The organism is Kluyvera ascorbata ATCC 33433 (assembly GCF_000735365.1).
GTDB classification, from domain to species: domain Bacteria; phylum Pseudomonadota; class Gammaproteobacteria; order Enterobacterales; family Enterobacteriaceae; genus Kluyvera; species Kluyvera ascorbata.
Window position 1 is genome coordinate 1 of record NZ_JMPL01000016.1, and the last position, 15944, is coordinate 15944.

At 56.9% G+C, this 15944-nt stretch carries 19 protein-coding genes; 16 read left to right on the forward strand and 3 right to left on the reverse strand.

Going from position 1 to position 15944, the window contains the following annotated elements:
- Nucleotides 1-18: 18 nt before the first annotated feature.
- The gene (gene fbp / locus GKAS_RS06425; RefSeq protein ID WP_035892743.1) at nucleotides 19-1017 is read right to left on the reverse strand and encodes a class 1 fructose-bisphosphatase; all 999 of its coding nucleotides are present in this window, start codon (nucleotides 1015-1017) and stop codon (nucleotides 19-21) included.
- A 176-nt stretch (nucleotides 1018-1193) separates the two neighbouring features.
- Between fbp and mpl the strand changes: the two genes are divergently transcribed.
- Both mpl and GKAS_RS06435 read left to right on the forward strand, forming a co-directional pair.
- A complete protein-coding gene (gene mpl, locus GKAS_RS06430; protein WP_035892744.1) occupies nucleotides 1194-2564 on the forward strand; it encodes a UDP-N-acetylmuramate:L-alanyl-gamma-D-glutamyl-meso-diaminopimelate ligase in 1371 nt (456 codons plus the stop codon).
- A 170-nt stretch (nucleotides 2565-2734) separates the two neighbouring features.
- Nucleotides 2735-3256 (forward strand): GNAT family N-acetyltransferase, encoded by a 522-nt coding sequence (locus GKAS_RS06435; protein WP_035892745.1) that lies wholly within the window; start codon nucleotides 2735-2737, stop codon nucleotides 3254-3256.
- Between the two features lie 87 nt (nucleotides 3257-3343).
- On the opposite strand, the gene yjgA is transcribed toward GKAS_RS06435, so the two are convergent.
- Nucleotides 3344-3895 carry a ribosome biogenesis factor YjgA gene (yjgA, locus tag GKAS_RS06440; RefSeq protein ID WP_035892747.1) on the reverse strand — a complete coding sequence of 184 codons (552 nt, stop codon included), beginning with the start codon at nucleotides 3893-3895 and terminating at the stop codon, nucleotides 3344-3346.
- A 106-nt stretch (nucleotides 3896-4001) separates the two neighbouring features.
- Here yjgA and pmbA point away from each other — a divergent pair, with 106 nt between their 5' ends.
- The 14 genes from pmbA to GKAS_RS06510 all read left to right on the forward strand — a co-directional run bounded on the left by pmbA (nucleotide 4002) and on the right by GKAS_RS06510 (nucleotide 15369).
- Nucleotides 4002-5342, forward strand: coding sequence for a metalloprotease PmbA (gene pmbA / locus GKAS_RS06445; protein WP_035892748.1), 1341 nt, complete (start codon nucleotides 4002-4004; stop codon nucleotides 5340-5342).
- A gap of 60 nt (nucleotides 5343-5402) precedes the next feature.
- Nucleotides 5403-5789 carry a cytochrome b562 gene (cybC, locus tag GKAS_RS06450; RefSeq protein WP_035892750.1) on the forward strand — a complete coding sequence of 129 codons (387 nt, stop codon included), beginning with the start codon at nucleotides 5403-5405 and terminating at the stop codon, nucleotides 5787-5789.
- A 288-nt stretch (nucleotides 5790-6077) separates the two neighbouring features.
- Nucleotides 6078-6416: a glycine dehydrogenase gene (locus GKAS_RS06455; RefSeq protein ID WP_035892751.1), complete on the forward strand. Its 339-nt coding sequence runs from the start codon at nucleotides 6078-6080 to the stop codon at nucleotides 6414-6416.
- Nucleotides 6417-6426: 10 nt separating this feature from the next.
- On the forward strand, nucleotides 6427-6789 hold the full coding sequence (locus GKAS_RS06460) for an SFCGS family glycine-rich protein (RefSeq protein WP_004206501.1): 363 nt from the start codon (nucleotides 6427-6429) through the stop codon (nucleotides 6787-6789).
- A 1-nt stretch (nucleotide 6790) separates the two neighbouring features.
- Nucleotides 6791-7090, forward strand: a complete 300-nt coding sequence (locus GKAS_RS06465) for a DUF4312 family protein (protein WP_035892752.1) — start codon at nucleotides 6791-6793, stop codon at nucleotides 7088-7090.
- 21 nt (nucleotides 7091-7111) lie between these two features.
- Complete coding sequence (locus tag GKAS_RS06470) at nucleotides 7112-7888, forward strand: DUF4311 domain-containing protein (protein WP_035892753.1); 777 nt, start codon at nucleotides 7112-7114, stop codon at nucleotides 7886-7888.
- A 12-nt stretch (nucleotides 7889-7900) separates the two neighbouring features.
- Nucleotides 7901-8545 (forward strand): DUF4310 family protein, encoded by a 645-nt coding sequence (locus GKAS_RS06475; RefSeq protein ID WP_035892755.1) that lies wholly within the window; start codon nucleotides 7901-7903, stop codon nucleotides 8543-8545.
- Between the two features lie 42 nt (nucleotides 8546-8587).
- Complete coding sequence (locus GKAS_RS06480) at nucleotides 8588-9721, forward strand: amidohydrolase/deacetylase family metallohydrolase (RefSeq protein WP_035892757.1); 1134 nt, start codon at nucleotides 8588-8590, stop codon at nucleotides 9719-9721.
- The gene (locus GKAS_RS06485) at nucleotides 9705-10823 is read left to right on the forward strand and encodes a DgaE family pyridoxal phosphate-dependent ammonia lyase (RefSeq protein WP_035892758.1); all 1119 of its coding nucleotides are present in this window, start codon (nucleotides 9705-9707) and stop codon (nucleotides 10821-10823) included. The genes GKAS_RS06480 and GKAS_RS06485 overlap by 17 nt, the downstream gene beginning before the upstream one ends.
- Entirely contained in the window at nucleotides 10820-11560 is a 741-nt protein-coding gene (gene dagF, locus GKAS_RS06490; RefSeq protein ID WP_035892759.1) for a 2-dehydro-3-deoxy-phosphogluconate aldolase, read from the forward strand. The genes GKAS_RS06485 and dagF overlap by 4 nt, the downstream gene beginning before the upstream one ends.
- 130 nt (nucleotides 11561-11690) lie before the next feature.
- Nucleotides 11691-12842 (forward strand): lactonase family protein, encoded by a 1152-nt coding sequence (locus GKAS_RS06495; protein WP_035892760.1) that lies wholly within the window; start codon nucleotides 11691-11693, stop codon nucleotides 12840-12842.
- A 22-nt stretch (nucleotides 12843-12864) separates the two neighbouring features.
- Nucleotides 12865-14775 (forward strand): BglG family transcription antiterminator, encoded by a 1911-nt coding sequence (locus GKAS_RS06500; RefSeq protein WP_035892762.1) that lies wholly within the window; start codon nucleotides 12865-12867, stop codon nucleotides 14773-14775.
- Between the two features lie 77 nt (nucleotides 14776-14852).
- Nucleotides 14853-15095, forward strand: coding sequence for a type II toxin-antitoxin system RelB/DinJ family antitoxin (locus GKAS_RS06505; protein WP_035892763.1), 243 nt, complete (start codon nucleotides 14853-14855; stop codon nucleotides 15093-15095).
- A complete protein-coding gene (locus GKAS_RS06510) occupies nucleotides 15085-15369 on the forward strand; it encodes a type II toxin-antitoxin system RelE family toxin (protein ID WP_035892764.1) in 285 nt (94 codons plus the stop codon). Before GKAS_RS06505 ends, GKAS_RS06510 begins: the two co-directional genes overlap by 11 nt.
- A 3-nt stretch (nucleotides 15370-15372) precedes the next feature.
- Here the strand turns inward: GKAS_RS06510 and nrdG are convergent, their stop codons facing one another.
- On the reverse strand, nucleotides 15373-15837 hold the full coding sequence (gene nrdG / locus GKAS_RS06515; protein WP_035892766.1) for an anaerobic ribonucleoside-triphosphate reductase-activating protein: 465 nt from the start codon (nucleotides 15835-15837) through the stop codon (nucleotides 15373-15375).
- Between the last annotated feature and the right edge of the window lie 107 nt (nucleotides 15838-15944).

Consider the following 15944-nt stretch of genomic DNA (forward strand, 5'->3'; position numbering starts at 1 on the left):
CACCCAACTTCTGACGAATTACGCGTCCGGGAACTCGCGAATCAAACGTTCAACGTCTTCCACCATATGGTCGTTACCGACGAAGAACGAACGACGCTGGTGCAGCGTTTCCGGCACGATATCCAGAATACGCTCTTTCCCATCGCTGGCTTTACCGCCTGCCTGTTCCGCGAGGAACGCCATCGGGTTGCACTCATACAGCAGACGCAGCTTCCCTTCCGGGTGGCTGGCGGTGCTTGGGTACAGGTAGATCCCGCCTTTCAGCAGGTTGCGGTGGAAATCGGCAACCAGAGAACCGATGTAGCGTGAGGTGTACGGGCGCTGCGTGGACTTATCTTCTTCCTGGCAGAACTTGATGTACTTCTTCACCCCGTTCGGGAACTTGATGTAGTTACCTTCGTTGATGGAATAGGTGCTACCGCGCTGAGGGAAGCGCATACGCTCCTGGCACAGACAGAACACGCCCAGCGACGGGTCGTAGGTAAAGGCATGCACACCGCAGCCGGTGGTGTACACCAGCATGGTGGAGGAACCGTAAACCACATAACCCGCAGCTACCTGACGGTTACCCGGCTGCAGGAAATCTTCTTCGGTGACAGGCGTGCCCACTGGGGTAACGCGGCGGTAGATAGAGAAGATAGTACCGACAGAGACGTTAACGTCGATATTAGATGAGCCATCCAGCGGGTCCATCAGGACTACATACTTCGCATGTTCGCAGCCGTCGAATACGACAATTTCGTCTTCTTCTTCGGAGGCGATACCAGCGACGATGTCACGGGCGCGCAGCGCGGCTTTCAGCTTCTCGTTTGCGAACAAATCGAGCTTTTGTTGTACTTCTCCCTGTACGTTTTCTGCGCCGCTGGCACCCAGGATATCGACCAGGCCGGCCTTGTTGATATCGCGGTGGATGATCTTGGCACCTAACTTTATTGCCGACAACAAAGCAGTGAGCTCACCGGTAGCATGAGAGAACTCGTGCTGCTTTTCGACAATAAATTCACCTAACGTTTTCATAACACTTTCCCTGACAGTGGATGTTGAGTAAAACGACTGCAACAATCTTAACAAAGAATAAAAAAAATTCGCACAGGTGAATCGCGCCAGCAAACTACGGAATATCCTTAAATGCATTTCTATGACGGCAAACATATGGGTAAAATGTGAGGTAGATAAAAAAAGGATAGTGACGTATGCGCATTCATATTTTGGGTATTTGTGGCACCTTCATGGGCGGTCTGGCGATGCTGGCTCGTTCGCTGGGTCATGAAGTCACGGGTTCGGATGCCAATGTGTATCCCCCGATGAGCACGCTGCTTGAAAAGCAAGGCATTGATTTAATTCAGGGATATGACGCAAGTCAGCTCGACCCGCAGCCGGATCTGGTGATCATCGGCAACGCCATGACGCGCGGTAATCCGTGCGTAGAAGCGGTGCTGGAGAAGAACATTCCGTACATGTCCGGCCCGCAGTGGCTGCACGACTTCGTGCTGCGCGACCGCTGGGTTGTGGCAGTTGCCGGTACCCACGGCAAAACCACCACCGCCGGTATGGCGACCTGGATCCTCGAAGAGTGCGGCTACAAGCCGGGCTTCGTCATCGGCGGCGTGCCGGGTAACTTCGAGGTTTCCGCGCGTCTGGGCGACAGCCCGTTCTTCGTGATTGAAGCCGATGAATACGACTGCGCGTTCTTCGATAAGCGTTCTAAATTCGTGCATTACTGCCCGCGTACGCTGATCCTCAACAACCTTGAGTTCGATCACGCGGACATCTTCGACGATCTGAAAGCTATCCAGAAACAGTTCCACCACCTGGTACGCATCGTTCCGGGTCAGGGTCGCATTATCCTGCCGGAAAACGACGCGAACCTGAAACAGGTGATGGCGATGGGCTGCTGGAGCGAGCAGGAGCTGGTGGGCGAACAGGGCCACTGGCAGGCGAAGAAACTCAATACCGATGCCTCCGAGTGGGAAGTGCTGCTCGACGGTGAAAAAGTCGGCGAAGTGAAGTGGGGCCTGGTCGGCGAACACAATATGCATAACGGGCTGATGGCGATTGCCGCCGCGCGTCATGTCGGTGTCACCCCAGCCGATGCCGCCAACGCGCTGGGCAGCTTTATCAACGCCCGTCGCCGCCTGGAGCTTCGTGGCGAAGCTAACGGCGTTTGCGTTTACGACGACTTCGCGCATCACCCAACGGCTATCCTCGCGACGCTGCAAGCGCTGCGCGGCAAAGTCGGCGGTACCGCGAAAATTATTGCCGTGCTGGAACCACGCTCGAACACCATGAAAATGGGCGTCTGCAAAGACGACCTGGCGCCGTCTCTGGGCCGCGCGGATGAAGTGTTCCTGCTGCAGCCGCAGCATATTCCGTGGCAGGTCGCGGAAGTGGCGGAAGCCTGCGTGCAGCCTGCGCACTGGAGCGCTGACGTTGACGCGCTGGCCGATATGATTGTGAAGAGCGCCGAGCCTGGTGACCATATTCTGGTGATGAGTAACGGCGGCTTCGGCGGCATTCATCAGAAGCTGCTCGATGGGCTGGCGAAGAAAGCGCAGCAGGAGTAATTCGCTGATGTTGCGCTGAGCGGGTTTTCCCCCTCACCCTAATCTCTCCCAGCGGGGAGAGGGGACCGATCGAGCAGCTAGCACGGTTGGTTTTCTCCCTCGCCCCTTTGGGGAGAGGGCCGGGGTGAGGGGGTACCCGCTAGATCTAGTCCTTTTCCCGGAACCCCAAAATGCTCACCGCCAAAAAAATCACCTCAACCGACTCCGTTCTATTCCCCCCGCTGGACACCCTATACACTCAAGCCTTCCCCTGGCACGAACAGCGCGAACTCCCCGCTAAACAGCGAGCACTCAACTCCCCGCACTACGCGCTGGAAGCGTGGTTCGACGGTGAGCAGTTTATTGGAATGAGCGGATGCTGGGCGTTTGACGGCTACGTCTACATTGAACATCTGGCGGTCGACAGCAGCTTACGTTCCCAGGGCTACGGCAAACGTCTGCTAGGCCAGATCCTCGAGCGTGCGCCGAAAACCATTCTGGAAATCGATCCGCTGACCACCGACATTGCCCACAAGCGTCTGCGCTTCTATGAAAGTATGGGATTCTTCGCCAACCCGTGGCCGCATGCCCACCCGACTTATCATGCAGGTATCGCCGATCACGAGCTGATCGTGCTGAGCTATCCGCAGCCGATTGACGAGGCGCAGTACCAGCGTTTCAATCATGATTTGTGCCGGGTTGTGATGGCATGAAAGTAGCCCGGCCGAGCAGCGCGACGCCGGGATATCGCACAAGACGGGCAAAAAAATACCCTCGCGAGGAGGGCATTTTCTTGAAGCTTAATCCTGGTTTTCAGTCAGTTCGCGCAGATACTGGAAAATCTGGCGGGAAGATTTTGGCGGCTTGTTGCCCGCTTTTTCTTTCCTGGCGTTACGCACCAGCGAACGCAGCTGCTGACGGTCGGCGTCAGGCCACAGGTTCATCACTTCTTCGATGGCTTCATCGCTACCGTCAACCATGCGGTCACGCAGTTGTTCCAGTTTATGGAAAACAACAACCTGCTGGTTGTGACGGTTTTTTAGCTTATCCAGCGCCTGACGGAAAGGTTCTACGTCGCGCTGACGCAGCATTTTACCAATCAGCTGCAGCTGGCGGCGGCGGCCTTCCATCTTGATACGCTGCGCCAGCTCAATGGCGGCGCGCAGGTCGGCGTCCAGCGGGATTTTATCCAGGGCATTTTTACCCAGGTCAACCAGCTCTGCCCCAAGCTTTTTCAGCTCTTCGGCATCACGCTTAATTTCACTCTTGCTGACCCAGATAATTTCATCATCTTCGTCCTCGATATCATCACCGGGGACGTCGTCGAGCCAGTCTTCGGGCTGCTTTGTCATTTCAGGCTCCTTAAAAAAGAGGCTAATACTAACAGCTTGAGCGCATACTGAGAAAGGGTTCTCTGTTAGACTTCATTTAACTTTACCTCAGATTATGGCTTAGACGATGAAAGTGATCACACAAGTTGCACAACAACGTATTGCGCTGGAAAAAGCGGTCTCTACGGCGCTGGAGCTGGCAGCCAGTCAATCAGACGGCGCGGAAGTGGCGGTCAGCAAGACCACCGGTATCGGCGTAAGCACCCGTTATGGTGAAGTCGAAAACGTCGAATTCAATAGCGACGGGGCGCTGGGGATCACCGTTTATCACCAAAACCGTAAAGGCAGCGCATCGTCCACCGACCTGAGCCCGGATGCTATCGCCCGTACCGTGCAGGCGGCGCTGGACATCGCGCGCTACACCTCGCCGGACCCCTGTGCTGGCGTAGCAGACAAAGAGCTGCTGGCCTTTGACGCCCCGGATCTTGACCTGTTTCACCCGGCGGAAGTCTCCCCGGATGAAGCCATCGAAATGGCGGCCCGCGCTGAGCAGGCTTCCCTGAAGGCTGACAAACGTATTACCAACACCGAAGGCGGCAGCTTCAACAGCCACTACGGTATTAAAGTCTTCGGCAACAGTCACGGTATGTTGCAAAGCTACTGCTCAACCCGTCACTCCCTTTCAAGCTGCGTGATTGCCGAAGTGAACGGCGACATGGAGCGTGACTACGCCTATACCATCGGCCGTGCGCTGGGTGACCTGAAGTCACCGGAATGGGTCGGTGAAGAGTGCGCGCGCCGCACCTTGTCTCGCCTGGAGCCGCGCAAGCTCTCCACCATGAAAGCGCCGGTAATTTTCGCTAATGAAGTGGCGACCGGGCTGTTCGGCCACCTGGTTGGCGCGATTGCTGGTGGTTCGGTTTATCGTAAATCGACCTTCCTGCTGGACTCTCTCGGCAAGCAAATTCTACCGGAATGGCTGACTATTGAAGAGCATCCGCATCTGCTGAAAGGGCTGGCCTCCACGCCGTTTGACGGCGAAGGCGTGCGCACCGAGCGTCGCGACATCATCAAAGACGGTGTGCTGACTCAGTGGCTGCTGACCAACTACTCCGCGCGCAAACTGGGCCTGAAGAGCACCGGCCACGCGGGCGGCATCCACAACTGGCGTATTGCCGGTCGCGGCCTAAGTTTTGAAAAGTTGCTTAAAGAGATGGGCACGGGTCTTGTCGTGACTGAACTGATGGGGCAGGGTGTTAGCGGCATCACCGGCGACTACTCTCGCGGTGCATCCGGCTTCTGGGTTGAGAACGGCGAAATTCAGTATCCGGTGAGTGAAATCACCATCGCTGGCAACCTGAAAGACATGTGGCGCAATATGGTCACCATCGCCGACGATATTGAGACACGCAGTAATATTCAATGTGGTTCCGTACTGCTTCCGGAGATGAAAATCGCCGGACAGTAATCACGTATTGGGCGCATCCTGCTGCGCCCGTTCGCTTAAATAATAAAAAGGAAGTGAGCAATGCGTAAAAAACTGGTAGCGATGCTGGCGGTCTCCGCGCTGGCGCTGGGTTCGGCTTCTGCCTTTGCTGACCTGGGCGAAGATATGGACACCCTGGCGGAAAATCTGCAGGTGGTGCAGAAGACCACCGACGCGGGTGAACTGAAAGCAGCACTGACGAAAATGCGTACCGCTGCTGAAGACGCTAAAAAAGAGACCCCGCCGAAGCTGGAAGGCAAAGCGGCAGACAGCGCAGAAATGAAAGACTATCGCCATGGTCTGGATACGCTGATTGGTCAGATTGACGGTGCGATGAAGCTGGCGAACGAGGGCAAAGTGAAAGAAGCCCAGGCCGCCGCGGAAGATTTCAAAACCACCCGCAACGAGAACCACAAGAAGTTCCGTTAATCCTTTCTCCGGAAGGTGTCGCCTGACGCCTTCCGTCTTTCTTCCCCGAAAACTTCACCGATATCACACTTTTCACCTCCGTTTTGCCATTCGCATTTCCAATGACCTTGTCCCACAGACGTGATATTCATCACGCGAATATATCGAAATCGTTATTTTCGTGGTGAATGTGTGAATCCGATCACTCAAGCCGTCTACCTTTCCACTTCGAAGTGGAAAACAACTCGCTACAAACTCCCACCCCCCGGCGTTAGGTTTATCCCCAGAGACATTAGCGGGGTAACACGAGTGAATAACGGAGCGGTAATACACGACGCAGGGGAGCAGGCGCTACAGACCGAACGGCTGGCCGACAAGATGTTGCAGCAGGTGTTCGCACTGTTACGCCGCCGCGGTATCACCCCTAACGACGTGCAGGAGCAAATGCTGACCTCCCACGTGCGGGCCATGGCCCACCGGTCTATCAGCGGCGAGCCGCTGCCGGAAGTGGATGAAAGCCTGTTTGAAGAGATTTCTGACGATTCAATGATGCTTGCCCGCGAAGTGGTCGCGGAGTTCGGCAACCTGCCTGATGAAGAGGCCTGGCTGCTCTCCGTTCACTTCGAAGTAGCAAAAGACAACCTGTAAGGAGCAACAAATGGAACAGATCACCGTAGTAATTGGCGACCGCCTGGGTAAAGGACAAAAAGTTGCCGCTGGCGCGGAAAAAGCCGGTGCTCGTGCAGTTGTGGTACCGGGAGTCGCCGCCGACATGAAGCTGGGCGACATGATGAAGGCCGAGAACGCGACCTTCGGTATCTCCTTCTGCGGTAGCGGTGGCGCGGGTGCTATCACCGCGCAGACCAAATATGGCTACAAAGCGAAATACGGCATGCGTTCAGTGGAAGAGGGTGTCACCGCCATCAACGAAGGCTGCAACGTGCTGGGCTTCGGCTTTATGGACAAAGAAGAGCTGGGCGAACGCCTGGTAGAGGCCTGGAAGAAGAAGTACGGCGCTTGATATGAAAGAGCAATTCACCACCACGGTGAGGGTCACGGGCAAAGGCGAAAGCAAAACACGGGCGTTCGCCGATGCTCTGAACCACGTGCAGGCAGCGGTGATGAAAACATCATCGCGCATCTTACTGCGTATTGAGCCACAGGATGTGCAGGTCGTTCATGCGCGCGAAGCGGTACGAAAAGAGGCGTTCTTATTCTTCTTTTTACGCCGTGAACGACGAGCGTACAGCGTGGAGCTGGACGTGACCGTCAACGTGACTGCCATCGATATCGATAAAGTGGATTTCGTCACGCAAACCTGATTTTTACCAAAGGGTCAGACTATGTTCCTGATAATTTTAATAAAATCGCTCATCATCGGCGGCCTGGTTGGCGTCGGCGTGGGCGCCGGAGCGGCACGCATGTTTCACGCGCCCACCACGCAGGGGATGGGGGCGTTTCGTACGTTGGGCGAGCTGAACTCCTGTGAAGGCGATCCGGCTTCCCACTTCTCCTTTGGCCTCGGCTTCTTCTTTAACGCCTGGGCTTCTTCCGTTGCAGCAGGTTCCTTCACCCAGGACGTTGACCACCGCATTATCCCGAACTGGGGCGCGGCGGCACTGATGGTGAAAAATCGCAACGTCGGTGAAACGCTGCATGATCCACGCAAAATGGCAATTGCCTGCGGCATCATCGGCATGATCGTAGTGGCCTTCCTTAACCTGACGGCCTCTTCCGTACCGCAGGCGCTGCAGGTGACTGCCGTTAAGGTGCTGGTTCCGGCAGCCAACCTGCTGGTGAACACCGTGATGCCGGTTATTTTCTGGCTGGCGGCGATTGATGCCGGTAAGAAATCAGGCTTCTGGGCGACCATCTTCGGCGGCGCGGCGCAGCTGATTATGGGTAACGCCGTACCGGGCCTGGTGCTGGGTATTCTGATTGGTAAAGGCGTTGAAGAGAGCGGCTGGCATCGCGTCACTAAAGTGATGATGGGCGCCATCGTTGCGCTGTTTGTCCTGAGCGCCTTCTTCCGCGGCTTTGACATGAGGATGATTGAATCCTTCCACCTGACCGTACCGAACTGGCTGGATCTGATCCACAGCTCAATCAGCGGCAAATAACGGGAGCCTGACATGGAACAAAATAAAGGTTTTTGGTATGCCGACTGGTCGTTCCCGATCTTCGTTGGCCTGCTCTCTTCCGGCGTGTTCGCCGGGACGCATATGTACTACCTCTACGGCATTGGCGCCTTCAACGAAGTGGCCTTCGTGGCGATGCTGAAAGCCGGGATTGATACCGGGGCTTACGGCGCGGTGGCGGCGTTCGGCGCGAGCTTCCTGTTCGCCCGTATCATCGAAGGTTCGCTGGTGGGGATTCTCGACATCGGCGGCGCGATTCAAACGGGCGTAGGCCTCGGCGTTCCGGCGCTGCTGTTGGGCGCGGGCATCATGTTCCCGGTGACCAACTTTATCGCCTCCCTGATTACCGGGCTGGTGATTGGTCTGGCGATTGGCTACATCATCATCCTGGCGCGTAAGTTCACCATCAACCAGAGTGACTCCACCTACGGGGCCGATGTGATGATGGGCGCGGGTAACGCCTCCGGCCGCTTCCTTGGCCCGTTGATTATCCTCAGCGCCATGACCGCTTCGATTCCTATCGGCGTGGGCTCGCTGATTGGCGCGCTGATTTTCTATGTCTGGCAGAAGCCGATTACCGGCGGCGCCATTCTGGGCGCGATGCTGCTGGGCTCTATCTTCCCGGTCGCGATTAGCTAAACCTTGCGGGCGCTTTAGCGCCCGCCTTAACAGGAGAGAGATATGTTTGATTTACTCCTGCGCCGTGCGCGCCTCGTCGACGATACCCTGACTGATATCGCCATGAAGGACGGTTCAATCGCGGCGCTGGGCGAGATTAGCGCGCCTGCCCTTAAAACCATCGACCTTGATGGCAAATACTACGCCAGCGCGGGCTGGATTGATTCTCACGTCCACTGCTACCCGAATTCCCCGATTTACCACGACGAACCGGATAGCGTCGGTATCGCCACCGGTGTCACCACCGTGATTGATGCTGGCAGCACAGGTGCCGATGACGTGGATGATTTCTACCAGTTGACCCGCAAAGCCGCGACCGACGTCTATGCGCTGCTCAATATTTCCCGCGTCGGGCTGATTGCCCAGAATGAACTGGCCAATATGGCCAATATCGATGCGGAAGCGGTGAAGCAGGCGGTGGCGCGCCATCCGGACTTTATCGTGGGCCTGAAAGCGCGCATGAGCAGCAGCGTGGTCGGCGAAAACGGCATTACGCCGCTGGAGCGGGGCAAAGCCATTCAGAAAGAAAACGGCGACCTGCCGTTGATGGTGCACATTGGCAACAACCCGCCAAACCTCGATGAGATTGCCGAGCTGTTGAGCTCTGGCGACATCATCACCCACTGTTACAACGGTAAACCGAACCGTATTCTGACGCCGGAAGGCGAACTGCGCGGCTCTATCGTGCGCGCCTTAAAACGCGGCGTACGTCTCGACGTCGGCCACGGCACCGCGAGCTTCAGCTTTGAAGTGGCCCGCCGGGCGATTGCGATGGGCATTCTGCCGCACACCATCAGCTCCGATATCTACTGTCGTAACCGCATCGACGGCCCGGTGCGCTCGCTGGCGCTGGTGATGTCGAAATTCCTCGCCATTGGTATGTCGCTGCCGCAGGTCATTGACTGCGTCACGGCGAACGCCGCCGAGGGGTTACGCCTGACGCACAAAGGTCGTCTGGCGGTGGGCTATGACGCGGACCTGACGCTGTTTACCGTGGCCCAGACCCCAACGGTACTGGTCGATGCCGAAAAAGAGAGCCTTCAGGCTGACAAAATTTTGCTGCCGCTTGCCGCGATTCGCGCGGGCAAGGGCTATCTGACCGAACAAGGGAGTGCGGAAAATGCCTTCGATTTTTGAGAAATATGATTTAAAACAGGTGATTAACACCTCAGGCCGTATGACGATTCTTGGCGTCTCTACGCCGCGTCCGGAAGTGGTGGAAGCCGCGATGGCGGGTATGAACCAGTACTTCGAGATGAAAGATCTGGTGAATAAAACCGGCGCCTACATTGCGAAGCTGCTGGATGTAGAAGGGGCGACCGTCGTCTCCTGCGCCTCCGCCGGGATTGCGCAGTCGGTGGCGGCGGTGCTGGTAAAAGACAGCGACTGGCTGCTGGAAAACCTGCACGTTACCCCAATTGAAAACAACGAAATCGTGCTGCCGAAAGGCCACAACGTCAACTTCGGCGCGCCGGTCGGCACCATGGTAGCGTTGGGCGGCGGTAAGCTGATGGAAGCGGGCTACGCCAACGAATGCTCCGCCGATCAGCTAGCGGCGGCGATTACCCCGCGTACCGCAGCGATTCTTTACATCAAATCTCACCACTGCGTGCAGAAAAGCATGCTCAACGTGGCGCAGGCCGCGGCGGTGGCACGCAGCCATAATCTGCCGCTGATCGTCGATGCGGCGGCGGAAGAAGATCTACAGGCCTACTACCGTGCGGGCGCGGATCTGGTTATCTACAGCGGCGCGAAGGCCATTGAAGGGCCAACCAGCGGGCTGGTTATTGGTAAAACCCAGTACGTTGAGTGGGTTAAGCGTCAGTCGAACGGTATTGGCCGCGCCATGAAGGTGGGCAAAGAGGGCATTCTTGGCCTCACCTGTGCCATTGAACATTACCTGACGGCGACCAAAGAGAGCGGCGAAGAGATGGTGGCGAAGATGACGCCGTTTATCGAAGCGCTGAATACGCTCAACGGCGTGACCGCTCGCGTGGTGTGGGACAGCGCAGGCCGTGACATTGCACGCGCCGAGATTAAATTTGATGAAGCCGTGACCGGCGTGCACACCGGTGACCTGGTGGCGGCGCTGAAGCAGGGCGAATACGCCATTTACTTCCGCGGTTACAAGGCCAATGAAGGCATTATTGAAGCCGATGTCCGCAGCGTGGATGCACAGCAGCTGGAGATTGTCTCCCGCCGTATTGCTGAAGTCTTAAACCAGGAGAAAAAAGCATGAAACTGACCCCAAACTTTTACCGTGACCGCGTTTGCCTGAACGTTCTGGCAGGCAGCAAGCAGAACGCCAGCGAGATTTACGAAGCGGCGGAAGGTCATGTGCTGGTGGGTGTGCTCTCCAAAAACTATCCGGACATCGCCAGCGCGGTGGCCGATATGCGTGAATACGCGAAACTGATTGATAACGCACTGTCTGTAGGCCTGGGCGCGGGCGACCCGAACCAGTCGGCGATGGTCAGCGAAATCTCCCGCCAGGTGCAGCCGCAGCACGTTAACCAGGTCTTCACCGGCGTGGCAACCAGCCGCGCGCTGCTGGGTCAGAACGAAACCGTGGTCAACGGCCTGGTGTCGCCAACCGGCACCGTCGGCATGGTCAAAATCTCAACCGGTCCGCTCTCCAGCAATGCGCCAGACGGCATTGTGCCGCTGGAAACGGCGATTGCTCTGCTGAAAGATATGGGCGGCAGCTCGATTAAATACTTCCCGATGGGCGGCCTGAAGCATCGCGATGAGTTTGTTGCGGTAGCTGAAGCCTGCGCACGCCATGATTTCTGGCTGGAGCCAACCGGCGGTATTGACCTCGACAACTACGGCGAAATCCTGAAAATTGCGCTGGATGCTGGAGTTAGCAAAATTATCCCCCATATCTATAGCTCGATTATTGATAAGGCGAGCGGGAATACGCGTCCGGCGGATGTGCGTCAACTGCTGGATATGACGAAACAGCTTGTTAAGTAGCGCGATTAACCCCCTCACCCTAACCCTCTCCCCACAGGGGAGAGGGGACCACCCGGTTTTCTCCCTCGGCCCTGTGGGGAGAGGGCCGGGGTGAGGGGGAAAACCCCCACCGAACCATCAAGGAGTCACCATGCCAACCGCTCGTCACCTGCTTGTTGCTTCACTCTCTCTGCTTGCCGCCAGCGCCGCCGCGCAAACTCAGTACGCCTGGGTGGGTACTTACAACCCTAACGGTGAAGGCCTGTACCGTTTTACCGTCGATGGAAAAACCGGCGAGCTGCGCGATAAAACGCTCGTCAGTTCGCTGCCGAACGTCGCGCAGCTGACCGTCAGCCAGGATGGCAAAACCCTGTACGCCGCCAGTGAAGTTGAAAAAGGCGTGGTGCAGGCGTGGCGCATTGCCGCCAACGGCGAGCTTAGCGAGCTGAATCAGGTGGCTTCCGGCGGCGCCGGCCCGGTCTATCTCTCGCTGACCCCAGATGGCCGCCATCTACTTGTCGCCAACTACGTGAGCGGCTCGATTGCCGTATTGCCGGTGAAAGAGGACGGCAGCCTGGGTGACGCGGTCGATGTACGTCAGGATCAAGGGCCCGCAGGTGCCGCGCGACCGGCTGCGGCGGCTGAAGGCAGCTTTGCCGTCAGCGATCATAACGGCCCGCATGCGCATATGATCTCGGCCGATCCGAGCGGGAAGTTTGTCTTCTCCACCGATCTGGGACTCGACAGGATCTACCAGTACCGGATGGACAGCGCCAGCGGCAAGCTAACGCCGAACGACCCGCCGTTTATCGCCGCGTCGTCCGCCGGAGCGGGGCCGCGACATTTTGTCTTCACCCCTGCCGGGGATGGACTATGGTTGATTAATGAAGAAGCTTCCACGCTGACGTTTTATCACCTCGATAAACAGAGCGGACTGCTGCGCGAAGGGAAAACGGTCTCTGCCTTGCCGAAAGAGTACAAAGGCACCAGCTTTGCCGCCGGTCTGGTATTAAGCCAGGACGGCAAGCAGCTGTACGTCGCTAACCGCTTACACAACAGCATCGCCCACTTTACCGTGATGGCCGATGGCAGCCTGAAACACCAGGATGACATCTGGACGCGTGGCGACTATCCGCGAACGTTAACGCTGGATAAGCAAGGGCACTGGCTCTATGTGATGAATCAGCGTAGCGACAATATCACCCGCTTTAGCGTAGCGCCGAAGGACGGAAAACTGACGTTCTCCCCGGACTACACCCCGGTTGGCAGCCCATCGCAGATGGTGATCTCTGCCCAACCCTAAGCCGTAACAGGAAGGAACCGACATGCGATTTCCCAATCAACGTTTAGCGCAACTCTTTACTCTGCTGCAAAACGAAACGCTGCCGCAGGACGAACTGGCGCAGCGATTGTCGGTTTCGACCCGCACCGTACGCGCCGATATCACCGCTTTAAACGAGCTGCTGATGCATCACGGCGCGCAGTTTGTCCTGGCCCGCGGCAGCGGTTATCAACTGAAGATTGACGATCCTTCTCGCTATCAGCAGCTTGAAGCAACCGCGCCCAAGCCGCAGCACATTCCCCGTACCGCCCAGGATCGCATTCACTTTCTGCTGGTGCGTTTTCTGACTTCGGCATTCTCCATCAAGCTCGAAGATCTCGCCGACGAATGGTTTGTCAGCCGGGCGACGCTACAGGGCGATATGGTCGACGTTCGCGAACGCTTTCAGCGTTATCAGCTAACGCTGGAGACGCGCCCGCGTCACGGCATGAAGCTGTTCGGCGGCGAGGTGTCGATTCGCGCCTGTCTTACCGACCTGCTGTGGGAGCTCAGCCAGCAGGGGCCGCTGAATCCGATGATCCGCCAGGAAGCGTTTGATGATAGCGTGCCCGCCGCGCTGGAAGCTGTACTGGAAGAGACGTTGGTGCGCCATCGCGTGCGCCTTACCGACGTGGGTGAGCGCTTTATCTGCCTGTACGGCGCGGTCGCCGCTCGTCGCGTAAGCGGAGGTTATCCGCTGGCGGATTTCAGCGCCGAAGAGGTCGCGCAGAACGTGCGTGATGTGGCTCATGACGTGGCGAACGCGCTGCAAAAACTGACTGGAAAACCGTTCTCCCAGGCCGAAGAAGCCTGGCTGTGCGTGCATCTTGCCGCTCGCCAGGTACAGGACGTCGACCCGGAAACCATCAGCGCCGACGATGACGAAGCGCTGGTAAACTACATCCTGCGCTATATCAATCAGCAGTATAACTACAACCTGCTGGAAGACGCGCAGCTGCACGCGGACCTGCTGACCCACATCAAAACTATGATCACCCGCGTGCGCTACCAGATTATGATCCCTAACCCGCTGCTCGATAACATCAAGCAGCACTACCCGATGGCGTGGGATATGACGCTGGCGGCGGTTTCAAGCTGGGGGAAATATACGCCGTATACCATCAGTGAAAACGAAATCGGTTTTCTGGTGCTGCACATCGGCGTGGGGCTAGAGCGACACTACAATATCGGCTACCAGCGCCAGCCAAAAGTGCTGCTGGTGTGCGATGCCGGTAACGCCATGGTGCGGGTGATTGAAGCCATTTTGCAGCGCAAATATCCGCAGGTGGAGATAGCCGTTACGCTTTCTCAGCGCGAGTACGAACAGCTGGCGAGCGTGAGCGAAGATTTTGTCATTTCAACGGTGCGCATCAGCGAAAAAGAGAAGCCGGTCGTCACCATTTCACCGTTCCCCACGGATTATCAGCTGGACCAGATTGGCAAGCTGGTGCTGGTCGACCGTACGCGCCCATGGATGCTGAATAAGTTCTTCGACGCCGCGCATTTTCGGGTGATTGACGGGCCGATGGACCAGCAGACGCTGTTCGCCGAACTCTGCCAGCAGCTTGAGCAGGAAGGGTTTGTCGATGAAGCGTTTCACGCCTCGGTGGTGGAGCGTGAAGCCATTGTCAGTACCATGCTCGGCGATGGCATCGCGCTGCCGCACGCCCTGGGGCTGCTGGCGCAAAAAACCGTGGTCTACACCGTCATTGCCCCACAGGGTATCGCCTGGGGTGATGAAACTGCCCACATCATCTTCCTGCTGGCGATCAGTAAAAGCGAGTATGAAGAGGCGATGGCTATCTACGATATCTTCGTCACTTTCCTGCGCGAACGCGCCATGACGCGCCTGTCGGCAACCCGCAGCTTTGATGAGTTTAAAGCGGTGGCGATGGAGTGCGTCAGCCGGTTTTGAGAGGCGTTATCCAGAAAGTAATGTAATTCAGATGTAATGCTATAATGCATTACATCTTTACGTTTTCTGGAGGCATAATGGCCACGCTCAACGTCCGACTGGACGATAATCTCAAAAAAGAGGCTTACGCCGTGCTGGAAAAACTCGATATCACGCCAACCGAAGCCGTCCGACTTCTCTTTCAGTACGTTGCCGAAAATGGGCGCATGCCGGTAAAAACGGTGACCATTAGCGATAGTGAAGAGGCGCTGCTGCAAAGCGTTCGCGAGCGTCTGGCTAATCCGGAGAAGGGCATTAAGGTTAGCCTGGATGACCTATGAGCTGGAGTTTGATCCTCGTGCGCTTCGGGAGTGGCATAAGCTCGGTGAAACGGTAAAAGCACAGTTTAAAAGCCGTTTGGCAAAGGTGTTACAGAACCCACGAGTACCCTCTACCAGGCTGCATGAATTTCCTGACTGCTACAAAATAAAGCTCAAATCATCCGGGTATCGCCTGGTATATCAGGTTCGCGACGACGTCGTGGTCGTCTTTGTTATCGCGGTGGGAAAACGAGAAAGGTCAGCCGTTTATCGGGACGCGCATAAACGGCTGTAGCGCTTAACGCAGGTGGTGCACCACCTGATTACTGCTGCCGCGCCAGATAAGCGCCGGGTCTTTTAAGTCCTGCACAAACTTACCGTCAACCAGCACGTTGATAAGGTCGACGACCTCCATCTGCGTGGCGTTAAGCTCGTCAATCTTATAGCCGGTCCAGACCCAGATATCTTTACCGGGGCATTCGGCGTGAATACGCTGAACCAGCTTGAGAATTTCCGGTACGTTTTGTGGGTGCAGCGGGTCGCCGCCGGAGAGTGAAATCCCCTGGCGCTTTACGCGGGTGTCGTTCAGGTCGGCGATGATGCGGTCGGCCATCTCGGCGGTAAACGGCTGGCCGGAGTTCACCCGCCAGGTGCTTTTGTTGTAGCAGCCGGGGCATTCGTGCACGCAGCCGGAAACAAACAGCGTGCAGCGCGTACCGGGGCCGTTAACGATGTCGACGGGGTAGTATTGATGGTAATTCATTTTCGCGTTCCAGATTGTCTGGCCGGTATACGGTCATGCGGCGAGCGGTAAAACGGTTCCCTCTCCCCTAAGGGGAGAGGGTTAGGGAGAGGGATAAACCGCCCGAA